This window comes from Cohnella rhizosphaerae, from assembly GCF_029525575.1.
Taxonomy (GTDB): Bacteria; Bacillota; Bacilli; order Paenibacillales; family Paenibacillaceae; genus Cohnella; species Cohnella rhizosphaerae.
The window spans coordinates 165,386-182,285 of record NZ_JAPDIA010000003.1 but is presented as its reverse complement, the minus strand read 5'-3'; the positions used below and the strand labels follow the sequence as shown (position 1 = coordinate 182,285).

The following is a 16,900-nucleotide window of genomic DNA, read 5'->3' as shown; positions in this document are numbered from 1 at the left end:
CGCAAATGCCTACAGGCTGCCGGATCGTTCCGGGCAGCCTGTTTATATGCGCACCCGCTCGCCCTCGCTCAGCGGCTCCTCGCTCTCGACGATCATCCGATCACCTTCGAACAAGCTGCCGGAGACGGCGGACATACCGTCGCCCGTCTCTTTGACGGAGACCGATCTGCGCGAGGCGTAATAGGCGTTGCCAAGCGGTCCCTGACGCTCTTCGATTACAAGCACGTAGGCGCCGGCGCCGTCCCGGCGGACCGCCGCGCTCGGCACGAGCATCGTATCCGTATCCGAGGCGTCCTTCTCGAGATGGACCTTGACCGTCTCGCCGCCGCGAATCGAGGCGTCCGTCAGCTTGACGACGATCCGATAGCCGGGCACGGAAGAAACGGCTCCGTCCTCCTCTTCCCCGCCTCCGCTCCCGTCCGAGCCGGGCAGATCCTGCAGAATCTCCGTCACGACGCCATGTATCGTATGAGGGTCGCCGTCTTGCATATCGCCTTTCATCTGTCCTTGTTCCTGTTCCTGTCCTTGTTCCTCGCCTTGCGCCTTGCCTTTTACCTCATCTTGCCCTTCGCCCTCACCTTGCACTTCGCCTTGCCCTTCATCTTCTTGCCCTCCACCCTGCGCCTGCACCTGCGCCTCCAGCTTGTCGCCCACCCTCAGCGTCTCCGCGAGCGATGCCGGCGGACGCAGCTCGAACCGGTACCCGCGACCGCTGCTCACCAGCAGCACGTCCGGTCCCGCCGATACGCCGGCCGTTCCAGCGAGCGCATGCACCTCCTTCACGATCCCGTCCACGGGCGCGACGAGTTTGCCCTTCTCCGCCATATCCGCCTGCAGTCCCGCGATCAGCTGCTGCTGCGCGGCAATGTCGATTTCCGCGCTCTCCAGGGCGGACTTCGCGCCGGCTACGTCCGCCGCGCCTCCATCCTTCGCCGCCTGTATATACTGCTGCTGGAGCAGCGGAATTTGCAGTTTTAGCTTCTGCAGCGAAGCCTGCTGCGCCTCGATCTGGTCCCGGGCATCGCGATCGTCGTAGGTAACGAGCGCCTGCCCCTGGTGGACCCGGTCGCCCTCCTTCGCCAGCACCTGTTTGACCTTCCATCCCGCGGGATTCGGCAGACTGAGCGTCTCGACCGGCTGGACGACCCCCGTGCCGTCGTATTGGGTCTTCACCCGGCCGCTCTGAACCGGCTGGACGGCGACCTTCGGCAGCGTCAGCGCCAGCAGCGTATTGCCGAGCAGCGTCAGCGCGACGAGCAGCCCGGCGAATACGCCAGCAGCCATACGGATGCGACGCTGGCGCAGCTTCTGCCCTGCACCCGCCGCTTCGGTGTCCATCGTATCCCTCCCTTCGCATAACAACCTTTGCAAACCGTCCGCTACCCTTTGATCCCCGACAGCTGAATCCCTTGTACGAAGTAGGACTCCGCATACAAATACAGCAGGATCATCGGCGTCATATACAGCACCGACGCGGCGAAGCCGATGCCGCGCGCCGTCCGGTTGATATGCGCCAGATAAAGCGACAACGGCTGCTTGAACGCGTCCTGCAAAAAGATGAGCGGCTGCTCCACCATATTCCAGTAATCGACGAACAGCAGCACCGTCAACGACGCGACGCCCGGCATCACGAGCGGCAGAATGATCCGGGCGAAAATCGTCCCATGCCCCGCTCCGTCGATTTTCGCCGCCTCCGTGTAGGTGCCTGGGATATGGAGCATGAACTGGCGCAGCATGAACACGCCGAAGGCGCCGAAGATGCCCGGCAATATGATGGACGCCTCCTTGTTCAGCAGCCCGAGCCTGGCGATCATGATATAGTTGGGCACCAGCGTCACCTGGAACGGCATCAGCATCGTCATGAGATAGACGAGGAACAGCTTGTCCCGCCCGCGGAAGCGCAGCCTGGCGAACGCATAGGCGGACAGCGAAGCTACGGCCGTCTGACCCGCCACGATGGGCAGCACCATGCCGGCCGAATTCCAGAACATGCGCAGGAACGCCGGGTTAAAAATCAGCACCTGCCCGTACTGCGACAATGTCAGCCAGTCGGGCAGCAGCTTCAAATTAATGAACAGATCCCGCCCGCCTGCCGCGACATCGGTCATCTCGCCGAGCAAGCCGTAGTTGGCCCCGATCTCGCGCTCGGTCATCAGCGAATTGGTGAAGGTCAGCGCGATCGGCACCAGCGCGACCGCCGCCAATACGACGAGGAGCGCGCTCAGGCACAGCCTGGCGATCAGCTTGTTTTTCTCCAACGGCAGCCTGCCTCCTCTCCTCCGATCATTCCATCCACGATCGGAACCGCTTCTCCGCCGCCAGCAGCGAGCCGGCGAGGATGACGATGCAGCCGACCATCAGCGCCGCCGCGGAGGTCAGCTTCTGAATGTCGAGCGAGAAAAACATGTTGTTCATATAATGCTGCAGCATGTAGATGCGGTCGTAGGGGTAATCGCCTGCGAGCAAGTACGTCTCGCGGAACACCTTGAACGAATTGATGATGGAAATGAGAATGACGAACACCGTCGTCGGCGTCAGATAGACGAGCGTGATATGCGTCAGCTGCCGCAGGCGGCCCGCGCCCTCGATTCGCGCCGTCTCGTAATAAGACTGCGGAATCGACAGCAAGCCGGCTAGAAACAGGATCATGTCGTAGCCGACGTTTTTCCAAACGTACATCGCCACGAGCGTCGGCATCGCCCAATCGGATTGAAGCCAGTCGATGCGCCCGTAGCCCAAGCCGTGCAGCCAGGCGTTGAGACTGCCGTTCCAGTCGAGGAAGATCTGCCAGATGGCGACGACGGAGGCGACAGGCACGACGAGCGGCAGCACGAAGGCGGTCTGCAGCCATCTGCGCAAAAACAGCGGCCGGCTGAGCAGGAGCGCTAGCCCAAGCGACAGCGCGATCAGGATCGGCACGCTGACGCCCGTGAACAGCAGCGTGTTGGCCGCCGCCTTGCGGAACGAGCCGCTCGCGAGCAGCGCTTCGTAGTTGGCCAGTCCGACGAAGCGGCCGCCGATCGTCCTGTCCGTCAGCGAGTACCACAGTCCCATCGCGAACGGGAACAGATAGAACAGCGCGAAGCCCGCCGCGCCCGGCGCCAGGAACAGCAGTGCCGCCGCCCCGTCGCCGCCGCGCCATCGGCCCCGCAGCCGCCTACTCATTCAGATAAGTCGTCACTTTGTTCTGAATCAGCTTCGCGACGGTTGCTGCGGACTTCTGTCCGGTAAAAAAAGCTTTGCTCTCTTCGCTGATGATATCGCCGATCTTGGTCGACTGGCCGACCGGATGCACCGCCGCCGTCACGATGCCGTCGAGCAGATCCAGATGGGCTTCATTCACCTTGAAGGGATCGGATTCCGCGGGGCCGTTCTTGTAGCCGGGCACCTCCCCTTCGTCGCGCAGCTTCTTGATCTCCTTGTCGTAGGCGATCTTGCTGATCGGGAATCCCGTATGCCCCAGCGAGATATCGGGATCGGCCGCGCCCTGCTCGGACAGCAGAAACTTGAGAAAATCCCACGCCTGCTCCTTGACGGGCGAAGCGGCGTTGATCCCCATCGTCTGGTTCGCGATGAAGTAGCCGCCCGGTCCCATCTCCTTCGCATGCGGCTTCGTGTAGACACGGGTATTGCCGCCATATTGATCCATCAACATTAAAAATTCCATGGGCGAGGGGATTTGCGTGCTTTGGAAATAAGTATTGATCTTGGGGTTATCCGCCATCGACTCGCTCCGGAAATTCGCCTTCATGAGATCGATCACGACGCCATCGTCGAACAGTTGCTTGACCTGCGTCATCAGCCCGGCGAAGTCCGGCGAATCGAAGTTTGCGCGGCGGCCCGCTTCGTCGACGAATTGCGCGTACCGCTCGCCTACGAGCTCCGACAGCATATAGTCCGGCGTGTTGGCCAGCGCATGCGGATGGGTGCCCTTCTGGATCAGCCGCTTCGCGGACTCCGCAAATTCGTCCCAGGTCCAGTCGCCGTCCTGAACGCCGCCGTCCTTTTCGATGGCCGCCTCGTCGCCGAGGAGCGCGACAGGGTAGAAGGACAGCGGCATCGCGTATAGCCCGCCCGCGATCTGCAGGTTATCGAGCAGATTGACGAAGTAGTCCGGCTTGTTAAAATCCGCATCGCGGTTCATCCAGTCGCCGAGATCGGCCAACAACCCCCGGCCTACCAATTTCTCTCGCGGCAGCAGGTCCAGCTCCATGACGTCCGGACCTTTGCCGGACAGCAGCGCCGTGTTCGTCGTCGCGACATACTTCTCGATATTCGCGATCTGCGAATCCAGGCTTTTGAATTCCGACTGGGCGGCCTGCAGCTCGACCGTCACGTTCGGATGCGCCTGCTCGTACTTCTTGACCGCCTGCTTCAACTGCTCGCTCGGCTCGAACGAGGCCACGACGAGCTTGACCGGCCCGGTCGGCAGCTTGATCTCTTCCCGCGCGGGCACAGGCGCCTTCGTCCCGGCGCCCGCGCCCTTGCCGTCCGTCTGCGCGTTCGTCTGCTGCGCGCCTGCGGAAGATCCGCTCTGTCCGTTCGCAGCGCTTGGCGAACCGCCGGCATTCCCGCCGTTTCCGCTGCACGCGGAGACACTAAGAAGCAGCACGCCGAGTGCCGTCATCAACCCGATTCTTTTCATCGCCATCCACCTTCCGATATTGAGCCTGCGGCCGAATCGCTCCGTATTCCCGGCCGCCCGTCCAATGTAATACACGGATGTGGCCATCTCTTCGCCGACTTGTGAACAAATTGTCTCCAAATTAGAAAAGCCGCCTGCGGCCTTTAAATGCGCAATGGCGCGCAGCTTACGGACTGAGAAGCCCTTATTTTGTTCCTATCGCGATTTGCAGCCTGTCCGCGGACCCAGGAGCCTCTATCGCGGGATTGGAGAACGTTTTTAGCCAGGATTTGGGTGAATAGCGACTCTCCAGTCCGAAAGGATCGCAATTGCACCGTTTTTTACGAAATAGCGTCCTCTGAGTCCGGAGTCTTCGCTCGGCTTGCCTTGGGTTACTCCCTCAGTTCTCATTTGCATTCTCACGCTTACTTTGCCCCCCTAACGTCATCGTAAGGTTAGCAAGTGAAGCCAGCGGGGCGATTGGACGCGCGCTCCTGTTCGCAATCTGCCTGCGCGAGGGATGACCGACGAATGCCAGCAAAGGAGTGGCAGGCATTTCCGCCTCAGCTTGTCCAATTAGCTGAAAAGCCTGCGTTATCCAACGTTATTCCCGTTCTCGCCTCATGCGACGATGCGAGAGGGGGTGTAAGGCGCTGTACAGCGTTACCTGATCGGGACTGTGGCGTATATTCCGGGGCGAAGAGACGCTGTACAGCGTTGCTTGTCGGGACTGCGGTGCATTTCGGGCCAAGAGGCGCTGAAGGGCGTTACCTGTCGATTTTTCAATCTTATACTTTCTTTCATATTGAAAAAATCCGCGAACGGCGCCGGATACGGCATCCGCTTCACGGATGGGGAGGCAGAAGGAGCGTCTAGCGGAATTGCAGCACGAACGAGGCATACCGGCCGTCGGTATCTTCCGCCGGCGCCGGGACCGCGCGCTCCTGCGCATACGGCGGCTTCGTCCCTTCGAGGAGCAGCCTGTCCCCGTCCGGACTCCAGGCCAGCAGCAAGGGGCTGATCCCTTGATAGACGACGGCTTCGTTCAGCACGTTGTTGCCCTGCAGCCTGCCGGCCACGACCGTATCGTCGCCGCGCGAAAAGGCGATCGTCTGCTTGTCCGCCGACAGACTGAACAGGCCCGTCCCTTCCGCGAGCACGGTCAGCGCGCCATTGCGCGCGTCGTAGCCGAACAACGTATCGTCGGCGCCCGCGAAGACGATCTGGCTGTCGTTGACCCAGTCGGCCGAGCCCGCGTCGGCGAGCGGATGCGCATATCGGCTCTCGAAGGCGCCGCCGGCTCGCTCCGCGAGCATGACATAGCTGCGGCCCTCCCGCAGCTGTCCGTCCTGGCTCTTCTCGTCGTCTTTATAGACGATCAGCGCTTTCGCGCTGTCGTTCGACAGCTTGACCGATACGATCGTAGCCGACGAAGACGTGTCGGCCGTCCATTCGTAGCTCGCCGTGCCGCCGGTCTTCGCGTCGTAAACCTCGATGCGGTCGGCGCTCGCGCCGGGTTCCCGAACGCCGTAAGCCACGTATCGGCTATTGTCCGACCAGGCGAACGGATACTTGCGCCACTTGAGCGCCGCGTACGGAATCGCCGCGACTTCGCGTCCGTCGTCGGACGCGAGCAGCTTCAACGTATAAGCGTCCCCTTTAGCGTCTCCGTCTTTGGCGATGCCGAGCAGCAGAAGCCCGTCCGGCGAGACGCCCAGCGGGATAATGTAGGGGTCGCTCAGCACGGCCGGTTCGCGATACGGAGCCGCGAGGGATACGAAGCCGCGCTCGGTATCGTCGGCATACCCGATCAGCCGGCCGCCGGCCGCCCACCCTAGCGGATAGCCGAGTGTCCGCACTCCGAACGAGACCTTGAAGATCGACCGCACCTCGAACGCCGCGTCGGCGCCGTTCGTCGACGCAAGCCGGCGCCGCCGCGTCGGGGATGACGACCGTCTCCGAGCGGAGACGGCTCGCGCAGCCCGCCTGCAGGGCGAACGCCGCCGCCAGCGCAAGCGCGAGCGTCCCGCCGCGCAGCGCTTTTCCCGCCTTGCGCCATGTTGCAGATCTCATCGTCCGAACAACCCCCTCTCCTCGGCATAAGGCAGCGCGACGCGCACCGACGTCCGCCTGCCTTCGCTGTCGATCTGAATCGTGCCGCCGTGCCGCCCGACGATCGCATGGCTGATGCTGAGGCCCAGCCCGACGCTGCCGCTCTCCCCCGAGCCGGCTTCGCCCCGGTAGAAGGGCTCGAATATCCGCGCCAGATGCGTCTGCCCGATCGGCTCGCCGATGCTGTCGATCCGGCAGCGAACCGTCCCCGCCTCCCGCTCTGCCCGGACCTCGATCTCCGTTCCCGCGTCGCCGTACTTGATCGCATTGTCGATTAAATTGATGAACAGCTGTCTTAGCTGATCCGCATCGCCTTCGACGAACAGTCCGTCGTTCGCCGCGCACGCGATCGCCTTCCCGTAGCGCTCCGCCTTGAAGGCCATCGAATCGCACACGTCCCGCAGCAGCCGGGCCGCGTCGAGCCGTTCAAGCTCGTCCGACCGCAGCTCGGTCCGCGGATTGGACTGCTCCAGCAGGTGCACGACCAGCTCGTGCAGGCGGCGGCTCTCCTGAACGATATGGTCCATGCCCTTGGCGAAAAAGGCCGGATCGTCCGCCCCGTTCGACCGGATCATCTCGGCATAGCCGATGATCGACGTCAGCGGCGTTTTCAGCTCGTGCGTGACATTGTCGAAAAACTGTTTGCGCTGCGCATGAAGCCCCTTCAGCCGGTCGCGGTCCGACTCGATCGTCGCGATCTGTCCGCGGATTTTCCCTATCATCGCGTTGAAGTTGTCGGCCAGCCTGCCGACTTCGTCCCGCCGGCGAATCGCGAGATTGACGTCGAGGTCGCCGTCCGTCACCTGGGACGAAGCCTTCGTCAGCTTGACGATCGGCACGGTGATATGGCTCGACAGCAGGTAGGCGAACAGAAAGGCGGCGGCGAAGACGGCCAGCGCGATGTAATAGAGCGAATCGAGAATCCGGCGGCTCTGCTCGTACAGCGGGGAGTAATCCTTGGCGAAGCGCAGGATGCCCACCTTTTTGCCGTCCACGACGACCGGATAGGCATACAGCACCGATGCCGTGCCGCTCGCGTAGGATACCGAATACGCCGTCTCGCCGCCGATGGCGTGCCGCAGATCGTCGGCCTTCCCGCCGGAGAACGCCGTCTTGTCGGATGCGTACAGCAGCTCGCCCGCCGGCGAATAGGCGCCGACGGCGTCCGAGGTGGCGTGGCGCAGATCGCCGACCATCTCCTCGGCCATCTGGGCGAAGTAGATCTCGTCGTTTGCGAAATGATTGATGAGAAACGCCTGCCGGACGTAGACGCCGCTGTTGTTTTTGAGTCCGATCAGATCGTCCGTTATAATCTGGCGGTTGCCCGATGCGATGATGCCGGCGATAATCTGGTTCAGCAGCAGGAACGAGACGCAGAAAATAACGAAGAAGCCGACGGCGAACTTGGTGCGGATCGTCCGGAACATGCGCTAGTCCTCCCGCTTCTCGAACTTGTAGCCGATGCCGAACACGGTCGTGATCCAGTCGCCTGCGTCCAGCTTCTTGCGGAGCCGCAGCACATGCGTGTCGACGGTGCGCGTATCGCCGGCAAAGTCGTAGCCCCACACCAGATCCAGCAGCTCCGCGCGCGTGAAAATTTTGCCGCGGCGGCCGTGCAGCGTCATCAGCAGGTCGAACTCCTTGGGCGTCAGCTCCACCGTCTCCCCGCCTTTGCGCACGAGCCGCTCGCCGACGGCGATCTCCACGCCGCCGAAGCGGACCGCCGCAGCCTCCCCGGACTCCTCCGTCGCACGGCTTGACTGCGCCATCCGGCGCAGAATCGTCCGGATGCGGGCCACGACCTCCCGCATGTCGAACGGCTTCGTCATATAGTCGTCCGCCCCGAACTCGAGACCCAGCACTTTGTCCGTAATGTCGGACCTCGCCGTCAGCATCAGAATCGGAATATTGCGCTCCGCCGTCATGCGCCGGCAGAGATCGAGCCCGCTCATGTCGGGCAGCATCCAGTCGAGCAGGAGCAAGTCCGGTTCGAACCGCTCCGCCTCTCGCAGCGCCTCCGCGCCGGTGCTTGCCGTCTGCGTGCGGAAGCCTTCCCTTCCCAGCCCGTATGCCAGCAGATCGGCGATCGCCGCTTCGTCTTCGACAATCAAAATTTTAGTCCCGTTCATGCCCGCGCCCTCGCCGTCCGTTTTTTCTTATTTTAACCGATCGCGGTCCGGCTTGCCCGCAGGGCGATCCCGCGAACCCGTCTTCGGGCGCCCGCCCGGCCCGTCGCGTGCCGTTCTTATGACTTTCATGACAACAAATCATGACGGAGTCATGCCGAGTTTAGGTACGTCGTTCCTGACGTACGCGGAGCCGCCCATGAGATGATGGCAGGAATACTGCGATACGTGTCGGTATCCGAGGAGGAGGAATATGCAATGGGACGGGCATGGAGGAAGATGCGGACCCTTGCGGTCGTTGTCTTTGCGCTGTCGCTTCTGCTCAACGGCAACTTGAATCCATTGTCGGCCGCGCCGGAGGCGCCGGAGTCGGAAAGTTCGGCGTACGATCCGTTAGATTTTTTGCGATCAGCAAGCTTGGCGGAACAATCGGTCACCCAAACGGTGAAGGTCGCCGAGATCGAGACGCCCGCAAGCGACGACAGCCTTCCGCCTGTTGACCCGAATCCGTCGCTCGGCGTCGCTGCCGCGGCGGACTGGAGTCAAGGCGAAGTCCAAATGAGGTGGGAATTGGCAGCTTACGACGAAATCGAGATTCGTTGGGACGCATTGACGATCCCCGACCCCAATGATCCCAATCAGCGGATCCCTGCGGAGGGGGGTCGACCATTATGAGCTGAAATGGAAGGTGGGAGGAACGTGGGAGACCTTAAAGGTAACGGAGGATGATTTCTATTTCCTCCATACCGGGCTGCCCGAGGCGAGCTTCGCGGACTACAGACTTTATGTCTACGACGAAACGGGCGGCAGCGTAGATTTCTTGTTCGGCGGAGCGACGAATCATAAGAGCGAACGGCCGATCCTCTCCGGCGTCGAACTCGGACTGTACGATGAGACCATCAGCGCGGACGGCCAGTCGGTTGTCTTTATGGCGAACGGCCAGGATCCTGCACTCCCCGGCTCGGCTGACGGCCAGAGCGGGCTTTATCTGTATCGCGCAGGGGGGCAACGGAAGCATCGTCAGGTTGGACGACGCCGCACCCCATATGGGGGGGAGCGGGCCCGATGCTGGCAATCAGCAGCGACGGCAGATATGTCGCTTATCCCAAGGGAGCGTACGATACGGGATATGGACTATACCGCTACGACACGGCCGACGGCACCAGTCAACTGGTCGCTCCGCTAGGCCCGGCCGGCTTCGATACCGTCGGCATGAGCGGAGATGGGAGCAAGCTGGTATTCGACTCCTCCTCCGCCGATCTGGTGCAAGGAGATACGAACGAAGTGATGGACGTATTCCTCTGCGACTTTGCGCTGCCCGAAGCCGACCGGCTGCGCCGGATCAGCCTGACCGCGGACGGCGGGCAGGCGCAGGATGACAGCATACAGCCGGCGATCAGCGCGGACGGACGTTATGTCGCGTTCGTATCCGAAGCGTGGGAATACGTGCCGGAGAAGGACGACAATGGCGAAGACCGCAGCCGGCTTTATCTCTATGACATGCACGCCGTGACGCACCTCGAGATCGTGGACGAAGAGACCGATTCCGGCACCTTCTTGTGGCCTTCTTTGTCCGCGGACGGCAGTAAAATCAGCTATCTGAACGAATATAACCGACGCAAAGTCCGCGTCGGCGTGTACGACCGGATCCAGTCCGCGGAGATCTGGCATTTGGGCACCATCAACAACATTTCAATGGATGTCCCGAAGCTGACGGGCGACGGGAATTATGTCTATGTCAAGCTGCACAACGCCGACATCTATTCCCCGGCGGAGCCTTATCGATCGCGCGCTTACGTGCGCTACGATATCCGCGAGGAAAATACGTACAGCTACGTCGGCAGGCCGTTGACCGACAGCTCGCTCAGTCTGAGCGAGGACGGAACGAGAGGCGTTTTTGCCTATGAGCGCTATGACAATCCGGACGATTATGAAAATTCGAGCGAACCCCAAGGCATTTACCTCCGATACGTATGCCTTGCCTCATCTTGCACGGACACGCTGCCTCAGGACGCTGTGACGAAAGCGAGCATCGAGCTGCCGCAGCAGGTGAACGGGGCCGTTCCGATGAACGGCAAGATGGTCATTCGCGCCCTGGCGCAGCCGAATTTGCAACTGCAAGCGAGCGTTGCCTACAAGTTGGCGGGGCAGGACGACAGCCTGACCGCCACCGTGACGCTTGCGGCCGCCGCCGATGAGCCGCGCGCGTACCGGGCGGACTGGACGGTGCCGGCCGGCGCGCGAGAGATCGTGTCCGTGCGCGTGCAACCGAAGGACAAACCCGAGAATGGGAAGACAGCCGACGGCGTACCGGTGGAAGTCGCGGGCGCGCTCAAGGTGAAGCTGACCACGGCGGACGCCGCCCAGCTGAAGGGCGCTCGCGTGAGTCTGTGGAGCCCGGCTGCCAAGCTTGGCGGATCGTCGGCTTTTCCGGACACGCTGGATACCGTGCTCGCGGCGAGAGCGGCGTCCGATTATACGCTGCGCGTGGTCGACGCAAGCGGCCAACTGCTGAAGGAAATGACGGGCGTTCAAGTGAAAGCGGGGGAACAAAGCGAATTGTCCGTTGATGTCGTGCCAGCAGCGCAACTTGCCGTTACGACGGTTGACGAAAGGGGAACGCCGGTTGCGGATGTGCGGGTGGAAATCCGCAGTTCGGCCGGCGGGGAATTGCTCTTTGGCGGAAAAACGGCCGGAGACGGACGGCTCAAGATTACGGGCAGCTTTTTCGCCGGACAGCAGGTCGAGATCCGATTATCCGCTCCCGCTCCTTATCAATCGCCGGCTCCGCAGGGGGGTTACCCTGAAGGCAGGCAGTCAGGACCGCGAGTTCAATCTGATCAACCTTAATTTCGGCACGCTGGAAGGAACCGCGATCAGCGACGGCAAGCCGATTGCCGGCGTGACCGTCAAGCTGCTGGCGGAGTATGGCGGCATCGTCGGCAAAACCGTAACCGACGCGCAGGGTCGATATCGGCTGCGGGCGATCGCACGTAAATATACGGTGGTGGGCGAACGAACGGAAGCGCCTTTGTATACGAGCAATAATCTGCAAGTAACGCTTGGAGAAGGAAAGACGGAAACGCTTGACCTCCCGCTGAGCAATCAGGGCTTCGGCCGGATCAAGCTGGACGTCAAGGTGCGGCTTGTGGACGGAAGCCTGAAGCCAGTCGCGATTACCGACTGGAGGACGGCCCTCGACTACCGGCTGGAGGTTAGCGCCGTCAATGCCGCGCAAGGCTACCGTTCAGGTACCGTTGACGAACGCGGCATAGCTGTGTACGGGACGCCGGGCGATGTATACCGGGTATGCGCCACCGGCATATGGGCCGGCTTTAGCAGCGCTTGCGCGCAAGTCACGCTGAATGACGCCCGGGAAGCCGCTGCGTCTCTTGAGATGAAGGAAGCAGCGCGGCTTACCGGCATTGTCGCCAATTACACCTTAAATACCCAAGGCACCTTCCAGTGGCGGGAGAAGGAAGACGACTACTGGATCCCCGGGCAGAGCTTGTCCTTTAGCGACAAAGGCGAGTACAGTCTGTCCATGCCTAAGCCCGGTCAGTATCGGCTCTATTTTTACGACAATAAAGGAGGATTGTCTTATCAGTCGAATGGAGAAATCGCCCAAGATCAGTGGGCGAGACTCCCCCCGGCCACAATGACTTCTTACCTGCCGCGGTTTGCGGAAAAACGGGGCAACGGCTATGCGCAGAGCGATCTCCGGGCAACGGCTGGCGGTACGGTAACCTTGCAGGCTGCTTATCGGCTTGACGGTGCTGCGGCGGTCGACGATGCCGTATTGATCATCTCCGTTCCGGCCGGCGCCACCTTGCTCCCGGACAGCGTCATGTTGAACCGGATGCCGGTCGCGGTTACCGACGAGGGCAGCGGAGCGTTTGCGATTAAGCTCGGCCGTCTGGCGTCGGGAGCGCAAGGCTCATTGTCTTATCGCGTCGCGCTCGACGAGATAGTCCCCTTTGAAATGCTGCACCAGATCTTCATGCGCTACAACAAGCCGCAGGACGGCGGCACGAACCGTGAAACCATCGGATCGGCCTATATCCGCACGGCCGAGGTCACTTTGGAAGCGCCGGAGACATCAAGCCAGCTCTCATTCACGGTCAACGGACGCGCCCCGGCCGGCAAACAGGTGCTTGTCTACGCCGATCGCGCCCTTGTCGGCACCGCGCAGTCGACTGCCGGGGGGGCTATGGCTCGCCAAAATCGACCTGCCGGACAGGGCGTCCGATCTGGTCTGGCGGAAGCAAGCCGTATATCGTCTGACCGCCAAGGTCGAGGAGGAGAACGGATATGTGGAATCCCGTCCTTCGCTCGTCGAATTCGACCCCGATGCGCCTGCCGTTGTAGAAGTGACGATGTACCAGGACGGCGGACGCAAGGCCGTATTCAGTCCGGCAGACGGCGTCGCCCGTTTTCCGTTCGTTATCGTTCCCGGTCAGTCGATGTTCTTCAACGTACACATTTCGAATGCCGAGCGAATCAGCAAGCCGACCGTCTCGATCGGCAGACAAACGGTTGAGCTGACGGAGAGCAGCCCCGGTCAATTCGAGGCGGTCCTCGCTCCCGATTATAATATGGGAGCCGGCGTATTTGTCAGCTACGACACGGCGCCGGCGGAATTCCAGGCAAGAGTCGAGGAACCGACCGAGGAACAATGGGAGGCGCAGCAAGCCGCACTGGCCGCCGATTGGGGTCCGGTCGAGGGCAGCGTCGTATCGAGCACGGACGGGCCGGATCCCGATGCGACGTATACGCCGACGTACAAGGTCGTGTTTCCTGACAAAAACCGTACGGAAGCGGAAGTCCGAATGAGCCTTAAAGCCGAAAAGCTCGGCGGCGCTCCCGTCCCGTACCGCGGCTTCACGCCTTACCTGGACTCGACGGGCGTGCTGACGGTGAAAGGCAGCATTTCCCGCGCCGCCTTGAGTCAGGATCAACTGCGCGAGCTGGCTGCATTTTCGCCCAAGCTGAAGGCGCTCGCAGACCCCGGGGACCCGTTGTCGACCGATTATCTCGGGATCGCCATCTCCGTCTCCTTCCCCCAAGGCAACGGCGGAATTCGCGGATAAATTCAATAAGACGTTCGGCGTATTGAACAGTCTGAAAAGCTATGTCAGCGACACGATGGACTTTATGGATTACGCCGACCAGCTGCTGCAATTCCAGGACTATGTCATTCAGAACGAATGCAACACGCCGAGCGTCAATTATTTCATAAACCGGACCAATGCGATGTTCGATTTGGCAAGCACCGGTCTGCTCCTCAAGAACACCCTCACCGGCGTCGGGCTCGTTGCGGGGTTTGTCACGGACAAGCTGCCGTCATGGGCGACAGGCTCCGCTTCCTTGTATATGACGATGGTCAACGACGCCATAGGGAGCAGTTGGACCAAAGGTTTGAAAGAATTGAAAGAAGAATTCGAGGAAAACAAGGAATGGCGCGACAAAATGGCTGCAGCCGGCGCCATCGAGCGCTGCAACGAAAGGCCGAAGGATGAGGAGGAGCCGCAGAAAAAGGTGGCCGATCCGGTATGGATCTGGGACCCGAGCGGTTACGTCTATGAAGCCGTGACCGGCAACCGGATCGAAGGCGTGACTGCGACGCTGCTGCAGGAGGATCCGGCGCATCCGGGCGAATGGAGACAATGGGATGCCGACTGGTACGGCCAGACCAACCCGCTGATCAGCGACGAGCTGGGCAAGTACGGCTGGGACGTGCCGGAGGGAAGATGGCGGGTCATGTTCTCCAAGGAGGGGTATCTGCCTGCGCAAAGCGAGGATCTGACCGTGCTCCCGCCCCACTTTGACGTCAATGTCGCGATGGTGTCGCTTGAGGCTCCGGTTCCGACTGCAGGCCAAGCTGTTGCCGGTAAACCGATCGGCCTCGCGTTCAGCAAGTATATGGTCGCAGATACGGTCGTATCCGGCGGCGTTATCGTGGAGAATGCCGCGGGGGATCAGGTGAGCGGCCATATCGAAGCCGTCGATCCGCAGACGGACGAGGCCGGCCAGACGCTAGCCCGCAGCTTCCGCTTCGTGCCTGAAGAGCCTGCGGCCCAGGGGGAAACCTACCGGATGCGCGTACTGGCGCACGTTCAAACCTACGCGCATGTCGGGATGGATATGGAACGAGCATTTGATCTGACCGTCCTGCCCGCCGATACTCCCGTACAGGAAGCGGCAAGCGGTTTGAAGGCGATCGCCGGTCAGCGCGAGCTGCTGGCGGAATGGAACAGGCAAGGCAGCGCCGATGCCAAGCTGTATCGGCTGACCGCCACGCCGCAAGGCCGCTCTGGCTGCGAGCCGGTTGCGGCGGAGATCGGCCTGGACCGCAGCAGCGCCTCGTTCACCGGACTGTGCCCGGGAACGGAATACGTGCTGCGATTGACCTCGGTAGATTTCAACGGCGCGGAATCGGCCGGAATCGGCGCGACCGCGATTACGAAGGCAGTAACGGAGCTGCGGGCCGATACGACGCCGCCGGGCGAGCCTGCGAACGCCTCGGCTCAATGGGATAACGGCCCGTTGATTGTAACCTGGACGGACCCCGCCGATGCGGACCTTCACCACGTGGAAGTATCTTACAAAGTCAAGGGCACGGCGGAGTTTGGCAATACGTCGTATGCGGCCAAGGGCGAGCAGCAGATCCGCTTGGCGGGGCTCGAAGCCGGCAAAACGTATGAAATTATGCTGCGTTCGTTCGATCAGCGGCTGAATGGTTCGACCGGCGTCGTTATTGACGGCCAAACTTCGGAGCCGGGGGGCAACCCTGGCGGCAATCCGGGCGGCGACCCGGCGGATCCGCTGCAGACCGAGATCGACCTGGACGCTTCGAAGGGCGAGCATTCGCTGTTCGAGGGCGCACTGCGGCTCACCTATCCGGCCGGCGTCTACAAGGAGCCGCGCAAGCTGAAAATCGAGCAACTGCCGATCGGCTCGTACCCGCACGCATCGGGCTTGATCCCGCTCAGTCCGGCGTTCTCGCTGACCTTGGATCAATCCGCTGCTGCGCCTGCGAAGCCGACCGTGCTGCAGATCAAGTACGATCCCGCGCTTCTGAAAGGCCAAGATGCGCGCAAATTGGGCGTGTATCGGCAGGATTCGGCCAATCCCGCGAACTGGATCTATGTCGGCGGCGTCGTGGACGTCGGCGCCTCGACGGTTCGGGCGGAGGTGTCCGCGTGGGGCGCGTATGCCGTCTTCCTGCGCGACATCTCGTTCGCGGATGCGCAAGGTCACTGGAGCCGTCCGGAGGTGGAGGTGCTGGCGAGCCGCGGCCTGCTGTCGGGCGTCGCCCCGGGTCGGTTCGAGCCGAACCGGCAGTTGACGCGCGCGGAGGCGGTGAAGCTGCTGCTCTCGCTGCTGCGAGCTTCCGGCAAGCTTCCGGAACCGCAAGCAGGCGCCGACGGCGTCGAATTCACGGACGTACGGAACGAATCGTGGTATGCGGCCGACGTCAGCCTGGCCAGCCGCCTCGGCCTCGTTCAAGGAGCGGGGGGGGCGATTCCGGCCGAACGATCCGATGACCAGAGAAGAGCTTGCCGCTATCGTGTATAGAACCGCGATCTGGCGCTCCGAGGAACAATCCGCGAACGACGATGCCTGGATGTCGGGATACGAGGACGCCGATTCCGTAGCAGCGTGGGCGATTCCAGGTATTCGGGCGGCGGTCACGGATGGCTGGCTGAAGGGGCGCACCGCAACCACGCTCGTGCCAAAGGCAAATATCACGCGCGGCGAAGCCGCCGTCATCCTGTACCGCTTTTTGGATGGGGCAGGTTTGATCGAGGATCAAAATTAATTTTTCTATTTCATAGGGAAGAGAAGCCGTCAGGGGAAATCAAATTCACCCTGACGGTTTTTTATGAATTTGGCCATGCTGACGGCGATCGGTCAGGCGATCTCAGGCCGACAGCACTTCGCCGTCCGACCGGGCCTCATCGTGATCCCGCGCTGCCCAGGTGCAGGTATAGCGCGGTATTGACGAACCTCCTAATTCAAAATATGATCCGTATAG

The 16,900-nt window shown here is 61.7% G+C and carries 13 protein-coding genes; 6 read left to right on the top strand and 7 right to left on the bottom strand.

The genetic code is table 11. From position 1 onward, the window contains the following. Positions 1 to 42 precede the first annotated feature (42 nt). The 7 genes from OMP40_RS06315 to OMP40_RS06285 form a co-directional block, all read right to left on the bottom strand. Positions 43 to 1,338, bottom strand: a complete 1,296-nt coding sequence (locus OMP40_RS06315; protein WP_277530064.1) for an efflux RND transporter periplasmic adaptor subunit — start codon at positions 1,336 to 1,338, stop codon at positions 43 to 45. A gap of 41 nt (positions 1,339 to 1,379) precedes the next feature. Then, positions 1,380 to 2,258 carry a carbohydrate ABC transporter permease gene (locus OMP40_RS06310; protein ID WP_277530062.1) on the bottom strand — a complete coding sequence of 293 codons (879 nt, stop codon included), beginning with the start codon at positions 2,256 to 2,258 and terminating at the stop codon, positions 1,380 to 1,382. A gap of 25 nt (positions 2,259 to 2,283) precedes the next feature. Then, positions 2,284 to 3,165 carry a carbohydrate ABC transporter permease gene (locus OMP40_RS06305; RefSeq protein ID WP_277530060.1) on the bottom strand — a complete coding sequence of 294 codons (882 nt, stop codon included), beginning with the start codon at positions 3,163 to 3,165 and terminating at the stop codon, positions 2,284 to 2,286. Next, entirely contained in the window at positions 3,158 to 4,720 is a 1,563-nt protein-coding gene (locus OMP40_RS06300) for an ABC transporter substrate-binding protein (RefSeq protein WP_277530058.1), read from the bottom strand. The genes OMP40_RS06305 and OMP40_RS06300 overlap by 8 nt, the downstream gene beginning before the upstream one ends. 776 nt (positions 4,721 to 5,496) lie before the next feature. After that, positions 5,497 to 6,639, bottom strand: a complete 1,143-nt coding sequence (locus OMP40_RS06295) for a WD40 repeat domain-containing protein (RefSeq protein ID WP_277530056.1) — start codon at positions 6,637 to 6,639, stop codon at positions 5,497 to 5,499. Between the two features lie 54 nt (positions 6,640 to 6,693). Continuing rightward, entirely contained in the window at positions 6,694 to 8,163 is a 1,470-nt protein-coding gene (locus tag OMP40_RS06290) for a sensor histidine kinase (RefSeq protein WP_277530054.1), read from the bottom strand. Positions 8,164 to 8,166: 3 nt separating this feature from the next. After that, positions 8,167 to 8,865, bottom strand: coding sequence for a response regulator transcription factor (locus OMP40_RS06285; protein ID WP_277530052.1), 699 nt, complete (start codon positions 8,863 to 8,865; stop codon positions 8,167 to 8,169). 255 nt (positions 8,866 to 9,120) lie between these two features. On the opposite strand from OMP40_RS06285, the gene OMP40_RS06280 reads away from it, so the two are divergent. The 6 genes from OMP40_RS06280 to OMP40_RS06255 all read left to right on the top strand — a co-directional run bounded on the left by OMP40_RS06280 (position 9,121) and on the right by OMP40_RS06255 (position 16,684). Further along, positions 9,121 to 9,537 carry a hypothetical protein gene (locus OMP40_RS06280; protein WP_277530051.1) on the top strand — a complete coding sequence of 139 codons (417 nt, stop codon included), beginning with the start codon at positions 9,121 to 9,123 and terminating at the stop codon, positions 9,535 to 9,537. A gap of 390 nt (positions 9,538 to 9,927) precedes the next feature. Then, the gene (locus OMP40_RS06275) at positions 9,928 to 11,712 is read left to right on the top strand and encodes a TolB family protein (RefSeq protein WP_277530050.1); all 1,785 of its coding nucleotides are present in this window, start codon (positions 9,928 to 9,930) and stop codon (positions 11,710 to 11,712) included. Further along, on the top strand, positions 11,636 to 13,402 hold the full coding sequence (locus tag OMP40_RS06270; RefSeq protein WP_277533014.1) for a carboxypeptidase-like regulatory domain-containing protein: 1,767 nt from the start codon (positions 11,636 to 11,638) through the stop codon (positions 13,400 to 13,402). Before OMP40_RS06275 ends, OMP40_RS06270 begins: the two co-directional genes overlap by 77 nt. After that, positions 13,326 to 13,952, top strand: coding sequence for a hypothetical protein (locus tag OMP40_RS06265; protein ID WP_277530049.1), 627 nt, complete (start codon positions 13,326 to 13,328; stop codon positions 13,950 to 13,952). Before OMP40_RS06270 ends, OMP40_RS06265 begins: the two co-directional genes overlap by 77 nt. A 22-nt stretch (positions 13,953 to 13,974) precedes the next feature. Continuing rightward, on the top strand, positions 13,975 to 16,440 hold the full coding sequence (locus OMP40_RS06260) for an S-layer homology domain-containing protein (protein ID WP_277530047.1): 2,466 nt from the start codon (positions 13,975 to 13,977) through the stop codon (positions 16,438 to 16,440). Then, the gene (locus tag OMP40_RS06255; protein ID WP_277530045.1) at positions 16,433 to 16,684 is read left to right on the top strand and encodes an S-layer homology domain-containing protein; all 252 of its coding nucleotides are present in this window, start codon (positions 16,433 to 16,435) and stop codon (positions 16,682 to 16,684) included. Before OMP40_RS06260 ends, OMP40_RS06255 begins: the two co-directional genes overlap by 8 nt. The last annotated feature ends 216 nt before the right edge of the window (positions 16,685 to 16,900 follow it).